This is a genomic window from Cryptosporangium phraense, assembly GCF_006912135.1.
Taxonomy (GTDB): Bacteria; Actinomycetota; Actinomycetes; order Mycobacteriales; family Cryptosporangiaceae; genus Cryptosporangium; species Cryptosporangium phraense.
On sequence record NZ_VIRS01000003.1, the window covers coordinates 345839 to 369588 of the forward strand.

Below are 23750 nucleotides of genomic sequence, written 5' to 3' on the forward strand. Positions count from 1 at the left end.
ACGTTCAAGAGGGAACGAAGCTGACCTCCTTCGCCGCTAGCGTCGGCGCCATGGACTGGAAGATCGAACTCATCCCCGTGCCGGTCACCGACGTCGACCGGGCCAAGGCCTTCTACGAGAAGATCGGTTTCCACGCCGATCACGATCACGCCGTGCGTCCCGGGCTGCGGTTCGTGCAGTTCACCCCGCCGGGGTCGGCGTGCTCGATCGTCCTCGGCGAGGGCATCACCGAGAAGACGCCCGGCAGCCAGGAGATCCAGGTCGTCGTCGGCGACGCCGAGGAGGCGCGGGCCCAGTTGATCGCGGCCGGCGTGGAGGCGAGCGACGTCGACCCGCAGCCCTGGGGCAACTTCGTCTACTTCCGCGATCCCGATGGCAACTCCTGGGCCCTGCAAGCGATCGGTCACCGATAGGACGGTCGCTGGGCAGCGTCCTCGCCGCCAGGCGGTAGCGGCATCCCGCGCGCTCGCCGCCGGTCACGAGCTGGGTGCGCTCGATGAGCTGCGCCGGTGGGCCGCTCGACCGCGTCGGACCGGCGATCGCGATCTCGGTCGGGGTCACCTTGGCGGGCATTGGTGGCCTGGCCTGCCGACCGGCGTTCCTTCGAGCGGCGGGGCAGGCCCGCCTGGGCGTCAGGCCGTGAGCGGGTGGGCGTCCAGCGCGGTGGTGAGCCAGCGGACCACCGGTTGGAGGGTCGGCATCTCCGGTGTCCCGGAGATCCGCGCGACCAGCTGGAAATACCGCTCGGCGTGCGGGTCGCCGCCGATCTCGACCCGGGTGCGCAGCGCGGCCCGGTAGGCCGGCGAGTCGACCGCGCCGAACTCGGCCGTGTATGCGGCGACGATCTCGTCGACGATCGGCCCGGCGTCGGCCGCGGCCGGGTCGACGCCGTCGGCCAGGGCTCGTTCGACCGTCGCGCGGACGGTCTCGGTGAGCGCGCCGTGCAGGCCCTCCTCGCGGTTCGCCGCCTGGTGCTCGGCGGCCCGCCGGGCGCTGGCCCGGAACTCCGGGTCGTTGATCAGCTCGGCGAGCGTGACCCAGTCGTCGAGCTGCTGCGGGGTCGGCTCGGCCGGCAACTCCGGCAGCGACGCCCGCATCAGCGCGACGAAGTCGGGGTTGGCGTCGACGTTGCCGAACGTCTCGTCGATGAACGTGGTCAGCAGGCGCTCCCGCTCGGCGGCGGAGAGACGGGCGAGGCGGTTCAAGAGGGACACCTCCGCGGGCTGGGTGCCCCGCGCGGCGATCAGGGAGAGCACCGCGCGACGGGCCTGGAGTAACCGGATCTGTGCTGTCGCCGCGGCCGCGTGGGCGGCCGCGACGCCGGCGAGATCGACCTGTCGCTCCACGACCTGCCGGATCGTCGCCAGGTCGAGGCCCAGCTCACGCAGCGCGCAGACCAGTTCGAGCCGGGCCAGCGCTCCGTCGTCGTAACGGCGGTACCCGGCCGGGGTGCGGCCCGATTCCGGGACCACCCCGACGTCCGCATAGAAGCGGATCGTGCGGACCGGCAGACCGGTCCGCACGGACAGCTCACCGATGGAGTACAGGTCTTTCACGCGGACCAGCGTGCCGCCTCCAGTGGGTGGAGACTCAAGCCCGGATCTTCGCGAGCCGGGCCTCGGTCGGCCAGCGGACGTCGTAAGCCCAGCCGAAGCGCTCGAAGAGCCAGATCGTCCGGGCCGAGATGTCGATCTCGCCGCGGCGGACGCCGTGCCGGGCCTGGGTCGGGTCGGCGTGGTGCAGGTTGTGCCAGGCCTCACCCATGCTCAGGATGGCCAGTGGCCAGAAGTTCGTCGCCTTGTCGCGGGCCGCGAACGGCCGCTCGCCGATCATGTGGCAGACCGAGTTCACCGACCAGGTGACGTGGTGCAGCAACGTGATCCGGACCAGCCCGGCCCAGAAGAACGCGGTCAGCGCCCCGAACCACGACCAGGTGATCAGCCCGCCCAGCACGGCCGGCAGCACCAGCGTCACGATCGTCAGCGGGCCGAACAGCCGGTGCACGATCCGGATGTCCTTGTCCTCGATCAGGTCGGGCGCGAAGCGCCGCTGGTTGGTCAGCGACCGGTCGAGGATCCAGCCCAGGTGGGCGTGCCAGAAGCCCCGGGCCAGCGCGACCGGTGAGGTGCCGAACAGCCAGGGCGAGTGCGGGTCGCCCTCCTTGTCGGCAAAGGCGTGGTGCCTGCGGTGGTCGGCCACCCAGTGCCGGACCGGCCCCTGCACGGCCATGCTTCCGGCCACCGCGAGCGCCACCCGCAGCGGTCGTTTCGCTTTGAACGACCCGTGGGTGAAATAGCGGTGGTAGCCCACCGTCGTCCCCAGACAGGTCACGACGTAGAAGAACACCGCCAGCCCGACGTCGACCCAGCTCAGGCCCCAGCCCCAGGCGAACGGGACGGCGGCCAGCAGGGCCAGGAACGGCAGGATGACGAACAGGTACACGGTGAAGTGGGCGGGAATCGGTCGTCGGCCCTCGAGCAGGCTCTTCGGCCCGCGCTGCGGCGTGCCGGATTCTTCGTCAACAGCAGTGGACACGGCCGTCCCTTACGCAGTAGGTAGTGGCGCGGGACCTACGCCCGGAACGTAACCCCATTGCAGGACTACCCGTAGAACGGCGGCATTCCACCACGTGAAGTGCGCGGGTTGCGTCTACCTCGGGATTCGGGCCCGGTAGGCCTCGCGGCTGGCCTCGATGCCGGGGACGTGCTCGATCGCCCAACCGGCCAGCGCGAGGGCGGGAGGGATGAGGCTCTGGCCGGTGGGAGTGAGGGCGTATTCGACCCGGGGTGGGGCTTCCGGGTAGGCGGTGCGCGAGACCAGCCCGTCGCGTTCGAGGTTCCGGAGCGTCAGCGTGAGCATGCGCTGGGAGATGCCCGGGATCTGCTGGTGCAGGTCGGTGAAGCGCACCGCGCCCTGGTCGAGCGTGACGACGATCAGCAGCGTCCATTTGTTGCAGATCTGGTCGAGGATCGCGCGCAGCGTCTGGCCGTTGTCGCCGCGGATCATGCAGGTGTGCTGGTACTCCGACATCGGTGCTCCTCGCGCACACGCGTGTGCCTTTTACAGGCCGGTTCGTGGTGACGCATCATGTGCCTACTTACTGATCGTAACTAACGAGGTCACCATGGAAATCGCCTACTGGATCGTCGCCGGCCTGCTCGCGGTCTTCTACCTGTACGCGGGCGGGCAGAAGGTGCTCCGGAGCCAGGATCAGCTGCGGCCGATGATGGGGTGGGTCGACCAGGTCGGGATGCCGCTGACGCGGACGATCGGTGTGCTGGAGGTGCTCGGCGCGATCGGGCTGATCCTGCCGCCGCTGACCGGGATCGCCGCCTGGCTCGCGGTGGCGGCGGCGATCGGCCTGGTGCTGGTGCAGGCCGGGGGGATCGTCACGCACTTACTGCGCGGCGAGGTGAAGGTGATCGGGCTGAACGTGGTGCTGCTGGCCTTGGCCGCGGTGGCCGCCTGGCTGGCCACGTCGGTCGTCTGACCCTTCGTCCCTCGAGGGGCAGCGCGGAGAGCGCTCGGCCGACTACAATCCGCGACTACTCGCGTCGCTGGGGGGCCGACAGTTGCTCAGACGTAAGCAGTCGCCGCGGAGACCGTCCACCGCGCCGTTACCGCGAGAACCGTCCGTCTACACCGTGCTCCAGCGGGTCAGCGTCATGATCGGGTTGTTCGCGCTGGCCCCGCTGACGCGGATCTGGGATCGGCCCTGGCCGGTCCGGCTCGTCTTCGCCCTGGCCGTCGTGACGTTGCTCGCGGCGACGACGTACGACCTGTTGCCGCGCTGGTTCCGGCGGCGGTCGGTGCTGCTGGTGGGGGTGTTGGGCGTCTCGATCGTGGCCGCGCTGGTGCCGGCCGCGCTCAGCGAGCCGGAGGCGGCGGTGGGGCAGTTGCCGGAGGCGGCCGGCCGGGCGACGTTCACGACGCCGCGGCCGGGACAGTCCTTCGCGCTCGTGGAGCGGAAGGGCGGTGAGTACACCGACGGGTTCGTCGCGACCGGTACGTGCACGGTGCCGCCGGAGTACAGCGCGGTGATCGGGTACCGGGCCACCGACGGGTCGGGCTACTGGCTGCTCAGCGACGGGATCCTGGGCGACTGCGCGTCCGACGGCGTCACCCGGCGGTGGACGGCCGGGCGGGTCGATCCGAGCTGGGGCGCTCCCGGGGTGCGGCGGGCGGCGGCGCTCGTCGTGATCGTGATGCGGCGGGATTTGGCTCTGCGCGCTCAGGTCGACAAGCAGAAAGGCGAGCCGCTGCGGCTGCCCAGGCCGGCCGCTTCGGTCACGGTCTTCACGACTCGGGTCGCCCTGAGGTAGCGGCCCGGTGCGCGAGGGCGAGGGCGTGGGCTCGGCCGGGGCAGCGGTGTTCGCCGGCGCCGAAGGCCAGGCCGTCGGCCAGGGCCACGAGGACGACCTCGCCGGCGTCGACGGTGAGGTCGCCGAGCCGGGTCGGGGTCAGCGCGACCCGCTTCGTGGTCGGGGCCGGTGGGTCGTCGCGGAGGACGTCGTCGATCGGCCTGGTCCGGGCGCGCTCGATGAGCGTCGTCGTGGCCTGGCAGGCCTGGACCAGGAGGCCGATCCGGGCCGCGGTGGCCTCGTCGTGGTCGCCGCCCAGGATGTCGACCAGGCGGTCGACGGCCGCGTCGGCTCGGGGCTCGTCGCCGGTGCCGGGCTGGTAGGCCTGGGCTACGTCCGCGACGAGCGCCACCGGCACGTCCAGCCCGAGCGCCCGCGCCAGCGTGGCGACCGGATGGTCGTCGGACTCGGTTGACCGGAGGGCGTCCGGGGGAACCGTCGCCAGGAGGTCGACGACCAGGGCCCGGCGTCGGCGATGGGGCTCGCCGGAGCTGAACCGGGCCACCGAGGCCCGCAGCCACCCCACCCCGCGGTCGCCGGGCGGCACGCCCGGCACCGCGAACGTGGGGGAGGTGAGCACGGCCTCGGCCGGAAGCTGCTGCATCCGGCGACGCTAGCCCGCGGACGGTTCGCCCAGGGCCGAACGATCCCCCCGGCCGCTCTCGCCGCCCACCTGCGCGTCCGCGGGCCGGGGTCACCAGGGAATCGGGCCGGCGTCCTCGAAGTAGCCGCCGGTCGGGCCGTCGTCCGGGAGCGTCGCGAGCCGGATCGCGATCGCCGCGCCCTGCTCGGGCGTCCGGACACCGCGGAAACCGTTGAGGTCGGTCGCGACGAAGCCCGGGCAGCCGAGATTGATCAGGATGTTCGTGTCCTTCAGCGCCTTCGCGTACTGGACCGTGATCCCGTTGAGGAACGTCTTCGACGGCGCGTAGGCCATGCTCAGCGGGCCGGTGTCGCCCTGGTCGGCGGTCTGCCGGGTCAGCGACCCGACGCTGCTCGACATGTTCACGATCCTCGGCTTCGCCGAGCGGCGCAGCAGCGGCAGCAGCGCGTCGGTGACCCGCACGACGCCGATGATGTTGGTCTCCACGACGGTCCGGATCACCGCCGGGTCGGCCTTCGTCGGCTCCTGGCCGAAGCCACCGGTGATCCCCGCGTTGTTGACCAGCACGTCCAGTCCGCCGCGCTCCTCCAGCAGCGCGGCCGCCGCCGCGACGCTCGCGTCGTCGGTGACGTCGAGCGGGACGCCGAACGCGTCGACGCCGGCTGCCCGCAGCTTCTCGACCGCGGCCTCGCGACGCGCGTCGTCCCGGGCGCCGACGCCGACGCTCCAGCCGAGCGCGCCCAGCCCGGCCGCGATCTCGTACCCGATGCCCTTGTTCGCGCCGGTGACCAGCGCCGTGGTGTTCATGTCCCGATCGTGGCCCCGGCCGGCGGCGCGGGGCCAACACCGTGTGGGTGGCGATCGATACCTCTGGAGTATCGATGCGCGGGTAGCGTGGTCGGCATGGAGACGCGCGAGCTGCGGTATTTCGTCGCGGTGGCCGAGGAACTGCACTTCGGGCGGGCGGCGGAACGACTCGGGATCGCCCAGCCGCCGCTGTCGCGGACGATCCAGCAGCTCGAGCGGCGTCTCGGGGTGCCGCTGTTCGAGCGCACCAGCCGGGCCGTGGCGCTGACCGAGGCCGGGGCCGTGCTGCTGCGCGAGGGGCTGGCCGCCCTCGACGCGGTGGCCGCGGCCGAGCGCCGGACCCGCCGGGCCGCCCCCGGCTCGCCCGCCGTCGTGCTCGCGTCGAAGGCCGGGGCGTCCAGCGAGCTGCTGGCCAAACTCCTCGACGCGTACGCCGCCGAGCCCGGCGCGGTGACCGTCGACGTGCAGTTGTGCGGGATCGGCGAGCAGGAGGCGTACCTGCGCGACGGCCGGGCCGACGTCGCGCTGCTGCACCGTCCGTTCGACAACACGGCCGGGTTCGACTACGAGGAGCTGCGGACCGAGGGGCAGGTCGTGCTGGTCCCGTCGGGTCACCCGGCCGCGACCCGGCCGTCGATGACCCTGGCCGAGGCCGGCGCGCTGCCCGGCCTGCCGTCGGCCCGCTGGCCGCTGCGCGACGGGACCTACCCGGCCGGCCCCGGCCCCGAGGTGCACGAGCACCTGCAGATGGTGCAGCTGATCGAGCTCGGCCGGGCCTCGGCGGTGATCCCGGAGTCGGCCCGCCTGCACCTGCGCGACGGCCTGGCGGCGGTGCCGGTGGTGGACGCTCCGCCGGTCACGACCGTGATCGCGTGGCCGCCGCACAGCCGCTCCCAGGCCGTGGCCGCCCTGGTGCGAGCCGCTACCCGGCTGTGAGGGTTTCCGGGGACGGCTCGCCGCCGCCGGAGGTGCTCAGCGTGGCTCGCGCTCGTTGCCGGGCGCCCATCACCGCGGTGCCGACTCCCGCCGGCTGAGTCACCTTCCGTTGCCCCTGGCCCGAACCTGACCGACCGCCGGTCGGCGGCGGCCCCGCGCGCACGGCGCGGGCCGCGGCCGCTCCGGAGTTGTTCGCCCGGTACGAGACGGAACCCATCCAGGTCGTGCGCTCGATACAGCGTTTCCCCGATCTCGTTGACGCACCCAGCCCGCCCCCCGAGAGTCGATTTCGCCCCTCGGAGACCGAATCGCGCGATCGCGTCGACGTGGCGGCCTTCTCGAATCGGAGGTCCCGCCATGCTTCGTCGTCTTCCTCTACTGATCGCCGCCGTGCTCGCGTTGATCGCGGTCGGCGCCGCGCCCGCCCAGGCCGCAACCGACCGGTACGTCGCTCTCGGCGACTCGTACTCGGCCGGCAACGGCGCCGCGAGCAGCAACCTCAACCTCGGCTGCGGCCGGAACACCTACGCCTACCCCTATCTGGTCGCGGCGCAGCGTCCGAATACCGCTCTGACGTTCGCCGCCTGCCAGGGCGCGGTGACGACGGACGTCATCAACTCCCAGGTCGACAGCCTCAGCGCAGCCACCACCTACGTCACGATCACGATCGGCGGGAACGACATCGGGTTCGTCAACCTGGTCGTGGGCTGCACGCTGGGGAACTGCGCCTCGACGATCACCTCGACGAACGCCCAGATCGCCAACCAGCTGCCGGCGAAACTCGACGCCGCCTACGCGGCGATCCGCAGCCACGCTCCGAACGCGACGGTCGTCGTGCTCGGCTACCCGAAGCCGTTCGCCGGTCGCACCTGCGCGGCCACGCCCGGCGTGACGCTCGCCGAGGAGACCGGCCTCAACGGCCTCGTCGACAACCTCGACGGCGTCATCCGGACGCGCGCCCAGGCGGCCGGCTTCACGTACGGTGACCCCGGCTCGTACTGGTCGGGGCACGACATCTGCGCGGCGACGCCGTACACGAACGGCTGGGTCGTGATCCCGGCGACCGACAGCTATCACCCGACCCGGGCCGGCTACGCGAACGGCTACGCGCCGCTCGTCCGCTCGATCATCGGCTGAGCCGCGTCAGCCGCGCCGACCACAGCCGACCGGACCGCATAGAGCGCCAGAGCGAGATCGACGAGGTCGCTGGGTCTGCCCAGCGACCTCGCGGTCAGTTCCTGGAGACGGCGCAGCCGGTACAGCACGGTGTTGCGGTGGCAGTACAGCGCCCGGGCGGTCGCGACCGCGGAGCCCTCGCAGCGCAGCCAGGCCTCGAGCGTGTCGAGCAGCGGCTCCCGGTGACGGGTCGGGAGGGCCAGCACCGCGCCGAGCACCTCCCGGACCAGGTCGTCGGCCAGATCGGGCTCGGCCAGCACCAGCGCGTGCGGCAACCGCCGGTCGAACCGCGCGATCTCCGGCGTCGTCCGGTCCGTGCACGTGCGGAGGGCCAGTTCGGCGCCGCGCAGGCTCTTGCCGACCTCGGTCAGCCGGCCGACGCACGGCCCGATCCCGACCGCGTGCTGGGCCAGCGGGCGCAGCACGGTCTCGAACGCGTCGAGGGTCGCGTCGCCGAGCAGGACGAGGACCCGATCGGTGTCCCGGCCCCGGCGCCAGGAGAAGCGCATCCCGCCGTGGGTGGTGCGTCCGTAGGCGGCGGCCAGCGCCCGCGGAGCCCCGGGCCGCTGCACCGCGACGACGTACCGTCCGGCTCCCGGCAGGTCGAGGAGATCGGCCGCCGCCTCGACCGCGGCGGCGTCCGCCGGACGTCCGCTCAGGAGCACGTCGATGGCCGACGCGACGTGGGCCCGGCCGCGGGGCAGCAACCGGCCCTCGGTCTGCCGGTAGGCGGACGCGGCCGCGGTCGACTCCTGGTCGATGCCGCGGAGGACGCCGCCGACCTGATAGGCGAGCGTGCCCGCGCCGGCCGGGCCGACCGCCTGCAGGAGGCTCTCCCAGAGGACCTGGCCGGCGAGCCGGTAGAGGCGGAGCAGCGAGTCGAGCGGGAGGCCGCGCGCGGCCCACAGCGACCCGATGTCGCGGGCGACGCGCAGGTCGGGCCGGTCGCCGTCGGGGCGCTCGAGCGTGGCGATCGCGGCCTCGAGGCCGGAGCGGCAGAGCCCGGAGAGCGTCCGGCGCACCTCGGCGGCCAGGATCACGCCCTCGCGCCGGGCGAACTCGCTGACGAGGCGGTCGGTCAGCTCCGGCACCGCGATCAGCAGCGAGCGGGCGGCGGCGGTGACGATCGAGCGGTCGGAGGAGTCCACGTGTTCCGCTTGATCCGTGGCGACCACATCGATCACCTCCTGCCGGCCCGGCTCAGCCGTCGCAGAGGGGGCCAACCGACCGCCCGGCGACTCAATGTAACGCTACTGATACGTAGTGGCAATATGGACGGTCAGGGGCGCTGAACGAGCCCGAACCTCCGGCCGACTAGGCTGCGGCGCGTGACCGCCGGGATGCCACCCTCCTCACCCGCCACTCGGCCGAGCGCCGGGTCCGAGTTCGTCTGGGGGCTGCGCCTGCTCGGGCGCGGGTTCGGGATGTACGGGAAGTACCCCGGGCTGCTGCTGCTCGGCCTGATCCCGGCGGTGATCGCGTTCGTCGTGCTGCTGGCCGCGTTCGTCGTGCTGTTGGTGTTTCTGGACGACATCGGCAAGGGCATCGTCGGGTGGTTCGCCGACGGGTGGTCGAACGACGCCCGGAGCGCGGTGCGGTTCCTGATCGAGGCGGCGATCGTGATCGGGGCACTCTGGCTCTCGGTCGTCACCTACACCGCGCTGACGCTGATCATCGGGGACCCGTTCTACGAGAAGATCTCCGAGGAGATCGAGCGGCGCCTCGGGCCGTACGACTTCCCCGAGCTGCCCTGGTATCGCACGCTGCCGCGGAACGCGATGGACTCGATCCGGGTGATCGGGACGCAGCTCGTCGTGCTGGTGATCCCGGTGCTGCTGGTCGGGCTGATCCCGTTCGTCGGCCAGGTGCTGGCGCCGATCCTGGGGCTGATCATCGGCGGCTGGCTGCTCACCACCGACCTGACCGGCATCCCGTTCAACCGGCGGGGGATCTTCCTGACCGAGCGGCGCCGGGTGCTGCGCCGGAACCGGGCGCTGGCGCTCGGGTTCGGGATCCCGGTCGCCGCGCTGTCGCTGATCCCGTTCGCGAACATCGTCGTGATCCCGGCCGCGATCGCCGGGGGGACGCTCCTCACCCGCCGGGTCCACGGCCAGCCGATCGACTGACCCCTACTCCGCGACCGCTTCGGTCAGCGCCTCGTCCGCCGGCGTCGTTTCCTGCGGACGTCCGGCCGGCACGCGAAACGGCCCGCGGACGACGGGCCCGATCGTGACGTCGACGACCAGCGTGATCGCGGCGAAGATGTGCGGGTCACCGGCCGGGACCCCGGGGAGCGTCCCGGTCCAGGCGCCGGGCGTGTGGCCGCCGAGGACGAGATCGCCGTCGCGGGCCCACGGCGCCGTACTGCGGGCCGGGCGCTCCGACCGGGAGGCGATCGGCCCGGGCTCGGTGGGCCACCAGTCGACGCCGTCGTGCAGGAGCGACGACGAGACCGGCGCCCTCGGCGCGGAGCGCGCCCGCGAGCCGCCGCACCCGCGCGGCCCGATCGGCCGCCGGCTCCGTCGCCGGAGCGAAGCGGTGTACCGCCGGATGGGTCAGCCCGATCACGCCGACCGGCCCGGCGTCCGTAGTGAGTAGTACGGAGCCGGGCAGGCCGACGTCGGCATCGGCGCAGAGCAGCGGGAACGGCAGCCGGGACGCGACCGCGCGCAGCGCGGTCACCGGTCCGACGGCGAGAGCCCCGGCGTCGAGCCAGATAGTCGGCTGACGGGAGGATCCGCAGCGTGGTGCCGGGCAACGGGCTGACGACGGCGTACGTCGGGGTCACTGGCCGAACGTGAAGCGCAGGTCGGCGTTGATCAGGCGGTTCAGCCGTTTGCGGACGTGGCCGACCAGGGCCTGATCGTCGACCAGGGCGGGGGAGAGGGCGGTCCAGCGGAGGGTCGTGCCCCCGTCGACACGTGGAGCCAGATCGAAGCGGATCCGGACTTTCGGCAGCTTCGCCCAGAGCGAGGACCAGACGACGAGCGTCGGTTCGTCCGTGTCGAGGATCCGGGGCCGGGTCTCGTCGTCGAGAAGGGCGAGCCAGGGGCGGGCCGGGTCGCGGTCGGGGTGCGTGAGCGCTTCGAAGACCACCCAGGGCGGGGGTGGCTGGCTGCGGGCTCGGGACCCGATCTCGATCACGGCGCCAGAGTAGCCATCGGCAACTAGTTGATTCAATGAATTAACTAGTTTACGGTCGGGGTCATCTCTGGACGGGGAGGCGTTCGATGATCGAGACCACGCCGAGGCACCGGTTCGCCCGCTTACGGACGCCCGTGGTGGGGCTGTTCGTGCTGGCGCCGCTGGTGGGCGAGTACCTGCTCGGGGACCTGCCGATCGTGCTGCTGCCGGCGATCGTGCTGCTGGCGCCGATGTACGGCGGGGGTGCGCTGCTGATCCGCGAGGTCGCGCGGCGGCGGGGGCTGCGCTGGCCGGGGATCCTGCTGCTGGCGCTGGCGTACGGCGTCTTCGAGGAGGGGGTCGTCACGCAGTCGTTGTTCGACCCCGATTACGTCGGGGAGCATCTGCTGCGGCCGGCGCACGTGGCGTGGCTGGGGACCGGGCTCGTGTGGGCGTTCTTCGTGGTGAGCCTGCACGTGCTGGGGAGCATCGGGGCGCCGATCGCGCTGGTCGAAGCGTTGACTCCGGAGCGGCGGTACGAGCCGTGGCTCGGGCGGCGGGGTCTGATCGTGACGGCGGTGGTGTTCGTGGTCGGGTGCGTGCTCAATTTCGTGTTCACGCTGAGCACGCAGGACTTCGTGGCGCCGTGGTACCGGTTCGCCGAGGCGTTGGTCGTGGTGGTGGTGCTGGTCGCGTGCGCGCTGCTGGTGCCGGGGCGCCCGGGCCCGGCCGGGGCGGCCGCCGCCCCCGGGTACGTGGTGGTCGGCGTCGTGGTGTTCGTGCTCGCTTCGGTGTACCTCAGCGCGCCGTGGGTGGTGGACGCACTGACCCCGTGGGGCACGGTCGCGATGCAGGTGCTCGTGGTGGCGGTGGCCACCGGCTTGCTGCTCGTCTGGAGCCGTCGGCCCGGGTGGAGCGCCCGGCACGTGCTGGCGGTGGCCGCCGCGGTGCTGGGGGTCTACGTCTGGCGGGGGTACCAGCACGTCGGGCTGAGCCTCGAGGGTGCGGTGTTCCTGGTCGGCAACCTGCTGCTCGACGCGCTCGTGCTGCGGCTCGTGGTGCTCGCCTTCCGGCGGACGCCGGCCGAGGAGGTGTGAGGTGACGGGCCCGGTTGGCTTACGGTCGACGCATGCCGCCGAGCCGTGAGTCCGTCGCCGAGATGTCGGCCGTGCTGGTGCGGGTGAGCGGCAACGTGGCCCGCGCCAGCCGCGCCCGGACCGGCGCGGCCCGGCTGGCGATCCTGCGCGCGGTCGCCGAGGGGTCCGAACCGCGCCCGTCCGACCTCGCCACCCACCTGGCGCTCTCCCGGGCGTCGGTCACCAAGCAACTGCAGGAGCTCTCGGCCGACGGCCTGGTCGAGCTGACCGTCGACGAGAACGACCGCCGGTCGTTCTTCGTCTCGCTCACCGAGGCCGGCCGGGCCCAGTACGACGCGCTCACCGAGCGAGGCCTCCAGCGCTTCGCGCTGTTCACCGCCGAGTGGGACGACGACGACGTACGCGAGCTCGCCCGGCTGCTCACCAAGCTAGAGTCCTCGATCGCCCACGCCGTCCGCAACGACACCCCGATAGCCGGCCGCCCCTGGCAGCGCCGCGACTGAAGCCCTTGTCGGCGGAGTCGCCTCCGGCCGGGCCCTTCGCGGCTCGCCGGGCGGTCTGGTCGGAGCGTTCCGGACAGGTGAACGGGATCCGCCGCTCGCGCGGGTCGGCCTCGTTCGCAATGACCCGGTCAGGTCGGGTGCGGGGTCGCCCGGGCCGATCCGGGCGACCCGGATGTCGTCGGGGGTTGTCGCCAGCCTGACCGCCGGTGAGCAGATACGCATCGGCTCCGTCGGCGGCGGGGTGGCTCGCGGTGCGGTCTTCAACGGACCGTAGCGTTCGGGCAGGTCACGCCACCGAGCGTCGGTTTGCCGCTGTCACCGGATGGCGTTGATGACCTGTCGGTGATCACGCCACTGCTGGCCCCGGCCGGACGTTGGAAACAACGGCTCGATCGCCGCCCGCGCCCGATCGGTCAGCTCTCCACCACCAACCGCGACACGAATACCGGAAGGCGCAGCTCAACCACTGAGTGGGCGGGCGGGCGGCCTCGGGTCAGAGCTCCTGCTGGCGGAGCCAGTTCAGGACCGTGTCGGCGATCTCGCCCCAGCCGTGGTCGATCGTCAGCGAGTGACCGCGGTCGGGGAAGTCGATCAGGTCGGTGACCGTGTCGGAGTGGCGGTACTGCTTGAGCGTCGCCCGCGTCACCGCGTTCGGCACCGTGTGGTCCTGACCGCCGGTGATCAGCAGGAGCGGCCCGCGCGACCGGTTGGCGGTGTCGACCGCGGCCGGCGAGTGCGGGTCGAAGTTCGCGGTCGCGGCCTCGAACAGCGGACGGCCGGGCGCCGGGATCGTCCACCGGTCGAAGAGCTCGTCGGACTCCGACGGCGGGATCGCGTTGCCGAACGCGTACCGGAACTGCTCGGCGGTCAGCGACACGGTGCGGTGCCGGTTGGCCGGGTTCCGGAACACCGGCAGCGTCGAGCGCAGCGCCGACAGCGGGAGCGGCAGCACGCCCTTGATCTGGGCCGCGTCGATCGCGACGGCCGCGAGCGCGAGGTCCTGCCCGAGCAGCTTCTGAGCGAACATGCCGCCGAACGAGTGCCCGACCAGGATCGGCTTGCTGCCCAGCCCGTCGATGAGCTTGGCGTAGTGCGCGACGACCTCGTCGATGCCGTCGGCGGCGAGCGCGTCGGCGTCCGCGCGGGCCTCGGCGACCGTCGCGGCCTCCCCGGGCCAGCCGGGGGCGAGCGGGGCGTAGCCCGCGTCCCGGAACCGGGCGACCCAGGGCTCCCACGAGGACGAGTGCAGCCAGAGGCCGTGGACGAAGAGGACGGGAGTGCTCATGCGCGCAGGTTAGAAAGGTGCGGTGACCATCGAGTGACCGTTACGGTCGAGGGGTGACCGAGGAGGAGCTGCTCCCCGGGCCGAAGGTCTACTTCGGCCTGTTCGGCGGGGTACGGGCCTGGCGCACCCAGCAGCGGCTGGAGCTGGGGCCGCCGCAGCGGCGGGCGCTGCTCGCGATCCTGCTGGCCGCCGACGGCCGGACGGTCAGCGTCTCCGACCTCGTCGACCTGATCTGGGCCGAGCGGCCCAGCGCGAGCGCGGTCAACCTGCTGCACCGGCACGTGGGCGCGCTCCGCCGGCTCTTCGAGCCCGGCCTTCCGGCCCGGACCGCCGGGCGGTGGCTCGTCCGGTCGGGCTCCGGTTATCTGGTGCGGGTCGACGCCACGTCGTGCGACGTCCGCCGGTTCCGGCAGTTCGTCCTCCGGGCGCAGGACCAGACGGACGCCGGGACGGCGGCCGACCTGTGGCTGCGGGCGCTGGAGCTCGCGGCCGGCGAGCCGGGGGCGGGGTTGCCGTTCCCGCTGGCCCAGGCCGCGCCGTTCCAGGCGCTGGAGCGGGAGCGGGTGAACGCGGCCGTGGCCGCGGCCGACGCGGCTCGGCGCGCCGGGCGGGAACGGCCGGTGGTGCCGCACCTGGTCGCGATCGCCGCCCGGCATCCGCTGGACGAACCGTTGCACGCCCGTTTGATCGAGGCGTTGGCCGGCGCCGGTCAGCGGGCCGAGGCGCTCGCGGTGTTCGCGGGGATCCGGGACCGGCTCGCCGCCGATCTGGGCGTAGCTCCGAGCCCGGCGCTCCTCGACGCCCACCGGCGCGTCGGGGAGACGGCTCAGCGTCCGCATGGAGGCAGGCACCCGGCGGACGTCGTCGCGCGGGCGGGGTTGCCGGACGGGCCCGGCCGGCTGATCGGGCGGGAGCGGGAGCTCACCGCGGCGAAGGCCGCGCTCACGCGGCCGCCCACGGCCGGGCATCGCATCCTGGCGGTCACCGGCGAGCCGGGCGTCGGCAAGACCGACTTCGCGCTCTACTGGGCGCACCAGATCGCCGACCAGTTCCCCGACGGTCAGTTCTACGCGGGCCTGCGCGGGGAGGACCGGGCCGGGCTGAGCCCGACGCGGGTCCTCCGCGGTCTCCTCGACGCGCTCGGCGCGCCGCCTCCCGCTCCCGAGGCGGACGCCGACGGCGTCGCCGCCGCGTTCCGGGACGCGGTCCGCGGCCGCCGCCTGCTGTTCGTGCTCGACGACGCGGCCGGTAGCCAGCAGGTCCGGGACGTCCTGCCCGGCGACCCGAACTGTCTGGTCGTCGCGGTCAGCCGGCACTGCCTCACCGGCCTGATCGCCCACGAGGGCGCCGCGCCCCTCCCGCTAACCGATCAGGGCACCGGGAACGCGTAGGTCGTCGTGCCGGTAGAGCCCGGCGACATCCTCGGACGCGCAGGCCTCGGCGACCCGGTCGATCAGCGCGTCGTAGTCGGGGCCGGTCTTGCCGTCGTAGGCGTCGGTCATCCGGCCCCACTCGTCCCAGGGGAGCATCTCGACCTTGTTCAGCGCGGCCAGGTCGCGGACGGCGTTGCCGCTGATCTCGGCCGGCCCCCAGTTCTCGGTGCCGAAGACCCCGAACGTCGACGCGTCGAGCTCACCGCGCCGGTGGGCGGCCCAGGCCTCGCCGCCGGTGAGGAACTCGCCCGGGCGCAGGTCGTCGGGGTGCGACAGCACGGTCAGGCCCATCGCCTCGGTGTCGATCCGGACCCACCGGGAGCCGTCGTGGTACTCGGTGATCCAGTGGTCGAGGCCGCGGCCGGGCTGGAAGTAGGTCGCGAACCCGCAGCGGGCCCGGGCGGGGATCCCGCGATAGCGGAGCAGCGCGCAGCTCAGCACCGCGTAGTGCCGGCAGGTTCCGACGACCCGCGCGGCCGGTGGGCGCACCGACGACAGCGGAGCGGGGTCGAGGTCGAGCAGCCGGGCGACGATCGCCGAGGCCGGCCGGAGCTGCTTCTCGTCGAGCCGATCGGGCGGGGCGCCGGGGTCGGTCGGCTGCACGATCAGCCCGTGCACCGGCGCGCACACCGCCACCGGGTCGGCCGCCACCGACGCCAGCGCCGGAGCGTCGGTCAGCGTCGTCAACGGCCCCGGCGCGGCGTAATCGATGGACACCTGTGCGATCTTAGGGGCCCGGCCTCACCTCGGGCCGGTCATTCGTCCACGGGCCGGCCGGCCGGGCCGCTGTCTTCGTCGTCGCCGAGGTCGTCGGGGAGCTCGACCGCCTTGCCCTCCCAGGTCAGCGCCTTCCAGCCGTCCGACGGCGAGCCCTCCAGGACGACGATCCCGGTGTTGTTCAGCGGGTTCTCGGCCGCGAAATCGACGTCCAGGTTCGTCGCCCGGGCCGCCACCCACATGCGGATCGCCGCGCCGTGGCTGACCATCGCCACGGTCTCGGCGCCGTCGGCGGCGGCCTCGGCGACGACCGCGTCGAAGCGGCCGAGCGCCTCGACGCCGGACTCGCCGCCGGGCATGCGCTCCTCGACGGCACCGCGGCTCCAGCCGAACACCGTCGTCAGGTAGGTGCGCACCGAGTCGTCGTCGCTGGCCATCTCCAGCGCGCCCGCCTCCACCTCGCGGATGCCCGGCCGGATCCGCGGCTCTAGACCGAACGCCTCGGCCAGCGGCGCCGCCGTCAGATGCGTCCGAATGAGGCTGGAGACGTAGATGGCCTCGATGGGTTCGCCGGACAGCTCGCCCGGCAGCGCAGCTGCCTGTTCGGAGCCGAGCTCCGTCAGACCTGGGCCCGGGGTCCCCGTGTCGAGGAGGTGGGCGAGGTTCGACGAGGTCTGGCCGTGGCGGATCAGGATCAGGCGCATGGCCTCCATCCTCCCAAATGCCTCCGGGGTGCAGCCGAGTCGCGCCCGCGGTGCAAAACCCTCAGCGAGGTCGCCTTCCGGCCGATCGGAACTCACAACTGTCGGACGATCGGCGCGAGCCGGTCGGCGCGAGGTCGGAGCACGCATGACCAGCTCGGTGGAGTCGAACACAAGTGCGGGGGGCCGGCTCGGCGGCCTCGGGGTCGGGCAGAAGATCCTGCTCTCGGTCGCCGTCGTCGCGATCGTCGCGCTGGTGACCGGTGGGCTCGCCTGGCAGCGCCTGGGGAGCCTGGACAACAAGATCCAGGGCGTCAAGAACGACAACATCACCCGGCTGAACGCGCTGGTCGACATCGAGGCCGGCCTCGCCCAGATGTACCGGGGGATCCTGAACATCTACGTCGCGCCGACCGACACGACCACCGAGCAGCAGGTGAAGAACGGCCAGGCCGCGGTCACCAAGGCGTTCACCGAGTTCAAGTCGCACCCGAACGACTCGGCCGAGTGGAAGAAGCAGGTCGGGGACTTCGACGAGGCGTTCACGACCTACGTGGCGCTGGCCAACAACATCCTGTTCAAGGACCCGATGCCGGCCGGGGTCAGCGCGCCGGCCAACACGGCGGCGATGAACGCCGAGTTCGCCCGGACCGAGAAGGCGTTCACGACGACGATGAGCGCGCTGAACAACCTGGAGAGCGAGGAGTCGGCGGCCGCGGCCAGCAGCGCCCACTCCTCGGCCGCCGGCGCCCGGACGCTGATCGCGATCGTGCTGGTCGTCGGCCTGATCGCGGCGATCGCGATCGCGGTGACGATCGGGCGGGGCATCAGCCGTCGCCTGAGCCGGGTCGAGGACGCGCTCAACCGGGTCGCCGACGGTGACCTCACCCAGCACGCGCCGGTCGACTCGGGCGACGAGGTGGGCCGGATGGCGACCGCGGTGAACCGGGCGATCGAGTCGATCCGGCAGACCGTGTCGGCACTGGCCAGCTCGGCCCGCACGCTGTCGGACTCCTCGCGCCAGCTCACCGCGTCCGCCGAGTCGATCTCCGGGACCGCGATGGACACGTCCGCCCAGACCAGCGTGCTCGCGTCGGCGTCGGAAGACGTCTCCCGGAGCGTGCAGACGGTCGCGGCCGGTACCGAGGAGATGGGGTCGGCGATCCGGGAGATCTCGCAGTCGGCCAACGACGCCGCCGGCGTCGCCTCGCAGGCCGTGGACGCGGCCGCGGCGACCAACGCGACGGTCGCGAAGCTGGGCGAGTCGTCGGTGGAGATCGGCAACGTGGTGAAGGTGATCACGAGCATCGCCGAGCAGACGAACCTGCTGGCGCTGAACGCGACGATCGAGGCCGCCCGGGCCGGCGAGGCGGGCAAGGGCTTCGCGGTCGTCGCGAACGAGGTCAAGGACCTGGCCCAGGAGACCGCGAAGGCGACCGAGGACATCTCGAAGCGGGTCGAGGCGATCCAGGCCGACACCGAGTCGGCCGTGTCGGCTATCTCGGAGATCTCCGGGATCATCGCCCAGATCAACGACTACCAGATGACGATCGCCTCGGCCGTCGAGGAGCAGACCGCCACCACGAACGAGATGAGCCGCTCGATCATGGAGGCCTCGACCGGGTCGACCAGCATCGCCGACAACATCGCGAGCGTGGCCTCGGCGGCCCAGACGACGACCTCGACGGTCGCGGACACCCAGCGGTCGGCCGAGGAGCTGGCCCGGATGTCGTCGGATCTGCAGGCGCTGGTTTCTCGCTTCAGAATTTGATTACAGTGTTGCAGTGACTCCTTCGCTGTACGACTGGGCCGGCGGCGGCGCTGCGTTCGAGCGCCTGATCAACGCGTTCTACGACCGGGTGGAGCAGGATCCGCTGCTCTCGCCGCTGTTCCCGGGCGGGGTGTCGGAGGAGCACCGCGTCCACGTGATCGCCTGGTGGAGCGAGGTGTTCGGCGGGCCGGCCGCCTACTCGGAGCGGTACGGCGGCTACCACCACATGGTGAACAAGCACGTCGGCCTGGGGATCACCACGGATCAGCGGTTCCGGTTCGCCTCGCTGATGAGCCTGGCCGCCGACGACGCCGGCCTGCCGGCCGACCCGGAGTTCCGCGCCGCGTTCGTCGGCTACGTCGAGTGGGGGACGCGGATCGCGCTGGCGAACTCGGCCCCCGGAGCCGACGTGGTGCAGGAGGCGCCGATGCCGCACTGGGGCTGGGGTGTGGCCCCGCCGTATCAGCCTTAGAGCCAGCCTCTATAGCCAGCCTCGGCGGCGGAGCAGCAGCCACAGGGCGCCGGACAGCACGATGATCACGGTCGTGCTGACGATCCAGCCGGCGTGGTGCTCGAAGCCGGGATACGGCACGTTCTGGCCGTAGTAGCCGGTCACCGCGGTCGGCACCGCGATGATCGCGGCCCACGCGGCCAGCTTCTTCGTCACCTCGTTGAGCTGCTGGCCCTGGATGTTCTGCTCGCTCTCGAGGATGCTGGCGATCCGGTCCCGCGCGTTCTCGGTGGTCTCCGCGGCCCGAAGGACGTGATCGTGGACGTCCTCGTAGTAGGGCGTCAGGAAATCGTGCGCGAGGTGGTGCTCGCCGGCGTTGCGCAGGATGCGCTCGATGACCTCGCGCATCGGCGCGACGACCCGGCGCAGTTGCAGCGCGGCCCGCCGGAGCTCGAACGCCCGCCGCCGGATGTCGACGCCGGGGTCGCGGCGCGGCTCGAAGAGCCGGTCCTCCAGCGCGTCGAGGGAGTTGTCGAGCCGCTCGGTCGCGTCGTACTGCCCGTCGACGACCGCGTCGAGCAGCCCGTGCACGAGGAAGCCGATGCCGGCCGAGGCCAGCTCCGGGGTCGCGTCCCAGCGCGCCATCAGCGCGTCGACGTCGAACGCGGCCTTCCGCACGGTGATCAGCGCCCGCGGGGTGATGAACGCGCTGACCTCGCTGCTCGTCAGCTCCGCCGACTCGTCGTCGAACGCGACCGCGTACATGTTCGCGAACAGGTGGGTGCGGTAGCGGTCGAGCTTCGGCCGCTGATCCTGTTGGAGCGCGTCCTCGACCGCGAGCGGGTGCAGGCCGAATTCCCGCACGACGATGCCGAGGTCGGCCTCGTCCGGTTCGTGCAGGTCCAGCCACACGAACCCGTCGTCGGCCGACGCCAGGCGCGCGGCGATCTCCTCGGCCGGGAAGCCTTCCGCGACGACCTCGCCGTCCCGGTACAGGCGGGTGCGCGTCGGGCACTTCGGTGGGATCGCCTTCGTGACGCTCCGGTCGGTGCCGCCGGGCGTCTGCGGGTCGCCCGGGGCCGGTTCGGGGGCGGGAACGTGCGCTTCGGTCACAGTTGTTCAGCTTCGCATCTCCGCGAATCGACGCAGGCCTGCGTAGCTGCGTCGGTCTCGGGTAGAGCGTCGGCATGGTGAGACCGTTGAACGAACAGGTCGTCGTCGTGACCGGCGCGTCGACCGGAATCGGCCGCGCCGCGGCCGCGGCCCTGGCCGCGCGCGGCGCCCGGGTGGTGGTGGCGGCCCGCGGCGCGGACCGGCTCTCCACCTTGGTGGACGATATCCGGAGCGCCGGAGGCCGGGCCGTCGCCGTACCGACCGACGTGGCGGACGCGGACGCCGTGCGTGCGCTGGCCGACACCGCCGAACGCGAATTCGGACGGATCGACACCTGGGTGAACAACGCCGGGGTCGCGATCTGGGGGCGGATCGAGGACATCACCGGCGAGGAGTTCGACCGCGTGATGCGGGTGAACTACCTGGGCTCGGTGCACGGAGTGCACGCGGCGCTGCCCGCGCTGCGCCGGGCCGGTGGCGGCGGGATCATCGGCGTCGCGTCGGTGGAGAGCATCCGCACGGTGCCGCTGCAGGCGCCGTACAGCGCGAGCAAGTTCGCGCTGCTGGCGTTCTACGACGCGTTGCGGGTCGAGTTGGCCCAGGACGGCGAGCCGATCTCGGTGACGACCGTGCTGCCGGCCGCGATCGACACCCCGCTCTACGACCACGGCCGGAGCAAGCTCGGGGCCTGGCCGAAGCCGCCGCCGCCGGTGTACGCGCCCGAGATCGTGGCCGACGCGATCGTCGCGGCCTGCGAACGGCCCCGGCGCGAGGTTCCGGTCGGCGACTCGGCGCTCGGGTTCTACGTCGCCCAGCGGGTGTCGCCGGCGCTCGCCGACGGGTTCATGGCCGTGCGCCGGCTCGCCCGGACGTCGCAGGAGTACGAGCGGCCGGACAACGGAGTGGACAACCTCGACGGTCCGCTGAGCGAGCCCGGCGCGGTGCGCGGGACGTACCCGGGGCGGGTGCTGCAGCACAGCGCGCTGACCCGGCTGGCCGCGCGGGTGCCGCGGCCCGGGGAGCTGGTGACGTCGGTGGTGAGGGCGGTGCATGCCCGGCAGGTACGGTCGGCGGGTGGACGTACGGCGGGGAGAGCCTGAGGATGCCGAGGCGCTGTATGCGCTGAGTGTGCGGGCTATTCGGGAGTCGGCGGCCGGGTTCTATTCGGCGGGGGAGCTGGAGGCTTGGGCCGGGCGCAGGTCGGTTTCTCAGCATCGGTTGCTGGTTCTGCACACGGTGACGTTGGTGGGGGTTGGCGGGGGCTGCGGGGGTGGCGGGGGCTTCGCCGCCGCGGGCGGGGGCTGCGGGGGTGGCGGGGGCTTCGCCGCCGCAGGCGGGGGATTCGCCGCCGCGGGCGGGGGCTGCGGGGGTGGCGGGGGCTTCGCCGCCGCAGGCGGGGGCCTCGCCGGGTTCGTGTCGGTGGCGTTGGAGCCGTGGGGGGCGCTCGAGCGGGGTGAGGTCGACCAGTTGTTCGTGGATCCGGCGTTCGGTGGGCGGGGCGTGGGAGCCGGGCTGCTCGCCGCGGTCGACGAGGTGGCGTCGGAGGCGGGGATCGACACGCTGGTGACGCACGCGTCGTGGCGGGCGGCGCCGGTGTTCGTCCGGTGCGGGTACGTGCGTGAGGCCGTCGAGAGCGTGGCGATCGATGGCGAGACGCTCACCCGGGTGCGGATGCGGCGCTCGCTTTGACACCGGAGGACTTCTCGCAGCTGGTCGCGCCGCTGCGCGGCGAACTGCACGCGCACTGCTATCGGATGCTGGGGTCCGTGCACGATGCCGACGATGTGGTGCAGGAGACGTTGGTCCGGGCGTGGAAGGCGATCGAGCGGTTCGAGGATCGGGGGAGCGGGGTTCGGCCGTGGCTCTATCGGATCGCGACGAACCGGTGTTTGACGGTGCTTGGTGGGCGCGGTGTTTCGGAGTTCGTCGAGCCTTATCCGGGGCCGGAGGAGCTGGGGGCGGAGTCGTTGGGGGCAGAGTCGCTGGGGCCGGGGGCGCTGGGGGCGGAGGCGCCGGGGCCGGAGGCGCTGGTCGTGGGGCGGGAGCATTTGGAGCTGGCGTTCGTGACCGCGATCCAGGGTCTGCCCGGGCTGCAGCGGGCGGTGCTGTTGCTGCGGGAGGCTCAGGGGTTCTCGGCGGCCGAGGTGGCGGAGCTGTTGTCGACCAGTGTTCCGGCCGTGAACAGCGCGCTGCAGCGCGCCCGGCGTTCGGTTCCGCTGCCGGTGGCGGCGGATCCGGTCGATCCGGGGGTGTGGGAGTTGGCGCGGCGCTATGCGGCGGCCTGGGAGTCGGGGGATGTGGACGCGATCGTCGCGTTGTTCGCCGACGATGCACGGTATTCGATGCCGCCGGAGCCGGCGGTGTTCTCGGGGGTGGACGCGATCCGCGGGTTCTTGGTGGAGGGGCCGCTGGAGTATCGGTGGCGGTTCCGGGCGACGGTGGCGAATGGGCAGCCGGCTTTTGGGACGTATCTGTGGGAGGACGGTTGGCGGCCGGGGGGACTGGACGTACTGACGATGCGCGGGGGTCAAGTCACCGAGGTCGTCTCGTTCCTGACGGCGGATTTCGAGATTTTCGGCTTGCCGGCGGGGCTGTAGGGATTGGTGGGCGGAGCAACCGAGAAGGCCAGCCGAGCGCCCGAAGCAGCGAGTAACCGATTTTGAATCGGATTGCGCCGTGGTCGCCCGTTGTTCCTCCGCCCATGCTGTTCGGCTTGACCGCTTAGCGGACGCAACCTGAAGCCTGCAGTCGGAATCGTGCTCAAGCCCGAGAAGGGTTTATGGGGCAGTGGGTCGCCGAAGAGGCGATGGTGAGGCCTGGCGACCGTCGCCGAGAGCCTGCATGCAGCGAATGGGGCGAGGGAGCTGGCACCGTGGCCGGTCGGCATCACGAGGCGGTGGGCCGGACGGGCGGCGGGCAGCGGCAGCGCCGGTGCGCGAGCAGCGGCGACGGCGGCGGTCACGGGCGGCGGGCAGCCGCAACGGAGGGAAGTAGCAGCGGCAGCGGCGGTCGGGAGCGGCGCCAGCGGCGGGCGGGGGTCAGCGGCAGCGTCAGACGCGGAGGCAGCGCCAGCGTCGGGCGAAGGCCGCGGGCATTAGCGGGCGGAGGCCGCGGGCGGGGTCGCTGCGGAAGCCGGGGCAGTGGCGGCACGAGGCCGGGGCAGTGGCAGGGGCAGTGGCAGAGCGGAGGCCGGGGCAGTGGCAGGGCGGAGGGCGCGGGCAGTCGTGGTGCGGAGGCTGGGCTAGTGCAGGGCGGAGGCCGGGGCAGCGGCGGGCGGGCTATGGGTAGCGGCGCTTAAGAAGGCGGGCGGAGGAAGTGGCGGCGCGATCAAGGGGCGAGGCCTCGCGGTGGGCGGACATCGCAGTCGGCGGCCTTCGCGGCGGCGGCCAGGGCAGCGGCGAGCGAGTGGCGATGGCGGCGCGCAGTGGTGATAGGAGGAAGTCCGGGCGCCGAATTGGAGGCCCAACCCGAACGCAGGGCTAGCGGCCGCTCGTAAGCCACTCGCCGACCGGCCCATCCAAGAGCCGCGCGGCGATCGCCCATCTCGAGACGCAGCAACTGAGGTCTACACGAATGCCGAACGCCAGTCGCCCGCCGCCGCACCGCCGCGTCCTGCACCGCCGCCCCACCAGCGAGAGGCGGCGTCGCCGCGCTCCCCGTAGTCGCCGCGCT

General features: G+C 72.6%; 26 protein-coding genes and 1 pseudogene. 15 read left to right on the forward strand and 12 right to left on the reverse strand.

All coding sequences use genetic code 11. From position 1 onward, the window contains the following. Positions 1-50 precede the first annotated feature (50 nt). On the forward strand, positions 51-413 hold the full coding sequence (locus FL583_RS06390; protein ID WP_142703514.1) for a VOC family protein: 363 nt from the start codon (positions 51-53) through the stop codon (positions 411-413). 219 nt (positions 414-632) lie between these two features. Here FL583_RS06390 and FL583_RS06395 read toward each other — a convergent pair whose 3' ends face one another. The 3 genes from FL583_RS06395 to FL583_RS06405 all read right to left on the reverse strand — a co-directional run bounded on the left by FL583_RS06395 (position 633) and on the right by FL583_RS06405 (position 3030). Then, positions 633-1556, reverse strand: a complete 924-nt coding sequence (locus FL583_RS06395) for a MerR family transcriptional regulator (RefSeq protein WP_205751886.1) — start codon at positions 1554-1556, stop codon at positions 633-635. Between the two features lie 34 nt (positions 1557-1590). Beyond that, positions 1591-2535: an acyl-CoA desaturase gene (locus tag FL583_RS06400; RefSeq protein WP_142703515.1), complete on the reverse strand. Its 945-nt coding sequence runs from the start codon at positions 2533-2535 to the stop codon at positions 1591-1593. 114 nt (positions 2536-2649) lie between these two features. Beyond that, positions 2650-3030, reverse strand: a complete 381-nt coding sequence (locus tag FL583_RS06405) for a winged helix-turn-helix transcriptional regulator (protein ID WP_142703516.1) — start codon at positions 3028-3030, stop codon at positions 2650-2652. Positions 3031-3124: 94 nt separating this feature from the next. Between FL583_RS06405 and FL583_RS06410 the strand changes: the two genes are divergently transcribed. Beyond that, a complete protein-coding gene (locus FL583_RS06410; protein ID WP_142703517.1) occupies positions 3125-3490 on the forward strand; it encodes a DoxX family protein in 366 nt (121 codons plus the stop codon). Positions 3491-3644: 154 nt separating this feature from the next. Next, positions 3645-4322 carry a hypothetical protein gene (locus FL583_RS06415; RefSeq protein ID WP_142703518.1) on the forward strand — a complete coding sequence of 226 codons (678 nt, stop codon included), beginning with the start codon at positions 3645-3647 and terminating at the stop codon, positions 4320-4322. Here the strand turns inward: FL583_RS06415 and FL583_RS06420 are convergent. Together FL583_RS06420 and FL583_RS06425 are read right to left on the reverse strand one after the other, a co-directional pair. Beyond that, complete coding sequence (locus tag FL583_RS06420) at positions 4297-4965, reverse strand: cytochrome P450 family protein (protein ID WP_205751887.1); 669 nt, start codon at positions 4963-4965, stop codon at positions 4297-4299. The two genes, FL583_RS06415 and FL583_RS06420, sit on opposite strands and share 26 nt — an antisense overlap. A gap of 90 nt (positions 4966-5055) precedes the next feature. Further along, a complete protein-coding gene (locus FL583_RS06425) occupies positions 5056-5772 on the reverse strand; it encodes an SDR family oxidoreductase (protein WP_142703519.1) in 717 nt (238 codons plus the stop codon). A gap of 96 nt (positions 5773-5868) precedes the next feature. Between FL583_RS06425 and FL583_RS06430 the strand changes: the two genes are divergently transcribed. Together FL583_RS06430 and FL583_RS06435 are read left to right on the forward strand one after the other, a co-directional pair. Next, on the forward strand, positions 5869-6708 hold the full coding sequence (locus FL583_RS06430; RefSeq protein ID WP_142703520.1) for a LysR family transcriptional regulator: 840 nt from the start codon (positions 5869-5871) through the stop codon (positions 6706-6708). A 357-nt stretch (positions 6709-7065) separates the two neighbouring features. Then, on the forward strand, positions 7066-7845 hold the full coding sequence (locus FL583_RS06435; protein WP_142703521.1) for an SGNH/GDSL hydrolase family protein: 780 nt from the start codon (positions 7066-7068) through the stop codon (positions 7843-7845). Here the strand turns inward: FL583_RS06435 and FL583_RS06440 are convergent. Beyond that, a complete protein-coding gene (locus FL583_RS06440; protein ID WP_142703522.1) occupies positions 7812-9059 on the reverse strand; it encodes a PucR family transcriptional regulator in 1248 nt (415 codons plus the stop codon). The two genes, FL583_RS06435 and FL583_RS06440, sit on opposite strands and share 34 nt — an antisense overlap. A gap of 153 nt (positions 9060-9212) precedes the next feature. On the opposite strand from FL583_RS06440, the gene FL583_RS06445 reads away from it, so the two are divergent. Together FL583_RS06445 and FL583_RS06450 are read left to right on the forward strand one after the other, a co-directional pair. Further along, positions 9213-10010 (forward strand): EI24 domain-containing protein, encoded by a 798-nt coding sequence (locus FL583_RS06445; protein WP_142703523.1) that lies wholly within the window; start codon positions 9213-9215, stop codon positions 10008-10010. A gap of 103 nt (positions 10011-10113) precedes the next feature. Then, entirely contained in the window at positions 10114-10482 is a 369-nt protein-coding gene (locus tag FL583_RS06450; RefSeq protein ID WP_142703524.1) for a hypothetical protein, read from the forward strand. Positions 10483-10668: 186 nt separating this feature from the next. Here the strand turns inward: FL583_RS06450 and FL583_RS06455 are convergent, their stop codons facing one another. Next, entirely contained in the window at positions 10669-11028 is a 360-nt protein-coding gene (locus tag FL583_RS06455) for a hypothetical protein (RefSeq protein WP_142703525.1), read from the reverse strand. Between the two features lie 86 nt (positions 11029-11114). Here FL583_RS06455 and FL583_RS39970 point away from each other — a divergent pair, with 86 nt between their 5' ends. After that, complete coding sequence (locus tag FL583_RS39970; RefSeq protein WP_170323514.1) at positions 11115-12104, forward strand: hypothetical protein; 990 nt, start codon at positions 11115-11117, stop codon at positions 12102-12104. 32 nt (positions 12105-12136) lie between these two features. Further along, on the forward strand, positions 12137-12607 hold the full coding sequence (locus FL583_RS06465) for a MarR family winged helix-turn-helix transcriptional regulator (RefSeq protein ID WP_142703526.1): 471 nt from the start codon (positions 12137-12139) through the stop codon (positions 12605-12607). Positions 12608-12859: 252 nt separating this feature from the next. Here FL583_RS06465 and FL583_RS42820 read toward each other — a convergent pair. After that, positions 12860-13051: pseudogene (locus tag FL583_RS42820) on the reverse strand (transposase); the annotation flags it as partial. A 49-nt stretch (positions 13052-13100) separates the two neighbouring features. Continuing rightward, on the reverse strand, positions 13101-13892 hold the full coding sequence (locus tag FL583_RS06470; RefSeq protein ID WP_142703527.1) for an alpha/beta hydrolase: 792 nt from the start codon (positions 13890-13892) through the stop codon (positions 13101-13103). Positions 13893-13945: 53 nt separating this feature from the next. Here FL583_RS06470 and FL583_RS06475 point away from each other — a divergent pair, with 53 nt between their 5' ends. After that, complete coding sequence (locus FL583_RS06475; RefSeq protein WP_142703528.1) at positions 13946-15283, forward strand: AfsR/SARP family transcriptional regulator; 1338 nt, start codon at positions 13946-13948, stop codon at positions 15281-15283. Here the strand turns inward: FL583_RS06475 and FL583_RS06480 are convergent. Continuing rightward, positions 15254-16042, reverse strand: a complete 789-nt coding sequence (locus FL583_RS06480; RefSeq protein WP_142703529.1) for a transglutaminase-like domain-containing protein — start codon at positions 16040-16042, stop codon at positions 15254-15256. The two genes, FL583_RS06475 and FL583_RS06480, sit on opposite strands and share 30 nt — an antisense overlap. 38 nt (positions 16043-16080) lie before the next feature. Beyond that, complete coding sequence (locus FL583_RS06485; RefSeq protein ID WP_142703530.1) at positions 16081-16746, reverse strand: histidine phosphatase family protein; 666 nt, start codon at positions 16744-16746, stop codon at positions 16081-16083. A 145-nt stretch (positions 16747-16891) separates the two neighbouring features. Here FL583_RS06485 and FL583_RS06490 point away from each other — a divergent pair, with 145 nt between their 5' ends. Together FL583_RS06490 and FL583_RS06495 are read left to right on the forward strand one after the other, a co-directional pair. Further along, on the forward strand, positions 16892-18514 hold the full coding sequence (locus tag FL583_RS06490) for a methyl-accepting chemotaxis protein (RefSeq protein WP_142703531.1): 1623 nt from the start codon (positions 16892-16894) through the stop codon (positions 18512-18514). A 13-nt stretch (positions 18515-18527) separates the two neighbouring features. After that, on the forward strand, positions 18528-18986 hold the full coding sequence (locus tag FL583_RS06495) for a group II truncated hemoglobin (protein ID WP_142703532.1): 459 nt from the start codon (positions 18528-18530) through the stop codon (positions 18984-18986). A 9-nt stretch (positions 18987-18995) separates the two neighbouring features. On the opposite strand, the gene FL583_RS06500 is transcribed toward FL583_RS06495, so the two are convergent. Then, positions 18996-20078, reverse strand: coding sequence for a magnesium transporter CorA family protein (locus tag FL583_RS06500; protein ID WP_240746595.1), 1083 nt, complete (start codon positions 20076-20078; stop codon positions 18996-18998). A 74-nt stretch (positions 20079-20152) separates the two neighbouring features. On the opposite strand from FL583_RS06500, the gene FL583_RS06505 reads away from it, so the two are divergent. From FL583_RS06505 to FL583_RS06515, 3 genes are all read left to right on the forward strand, one after another. Next, the gene (locus tag FL583_RS06505) at positions 20153-21178 is read left to right on the forward strand and encodes an SDR family oxidoreductase (protein WP_142703533.1); all 1026 of its coding nucleotides are present in this window, start codon (positions 20153-20155) and stop codon (positions 21176-21178) included. A gap of 145 nt (positions 21179-21323) precedes the next feature. Beyond that, positions 21324-21767, forward strand: coding sequence for a GNAT family N-acetyltransferase (locus FL583_RS42370; protein WP_170323515.1), 444 nt, complete (start codon positions 21324-21326; stop codon positions 21765-21767). Beyond that, positions 21764-22675 carry an RNA polymerase subunit sigma-70 gene (locus tag FL583_RS06515; RefSeq protein ID WP_142703535.1) on the forward strand — a complete coding sequence of 304 codons (912 nt, stop codon included), beginning with the start codon at positions 21764-21766 and terminating at the stop codon, positions 22673-22675. Before FL583_RS42370 ends, FL583_RS06515 begins: the two co-directional genes overlap by 4 nt. Positions 22676-23750: the final 1075 nt, after the last annotated feature.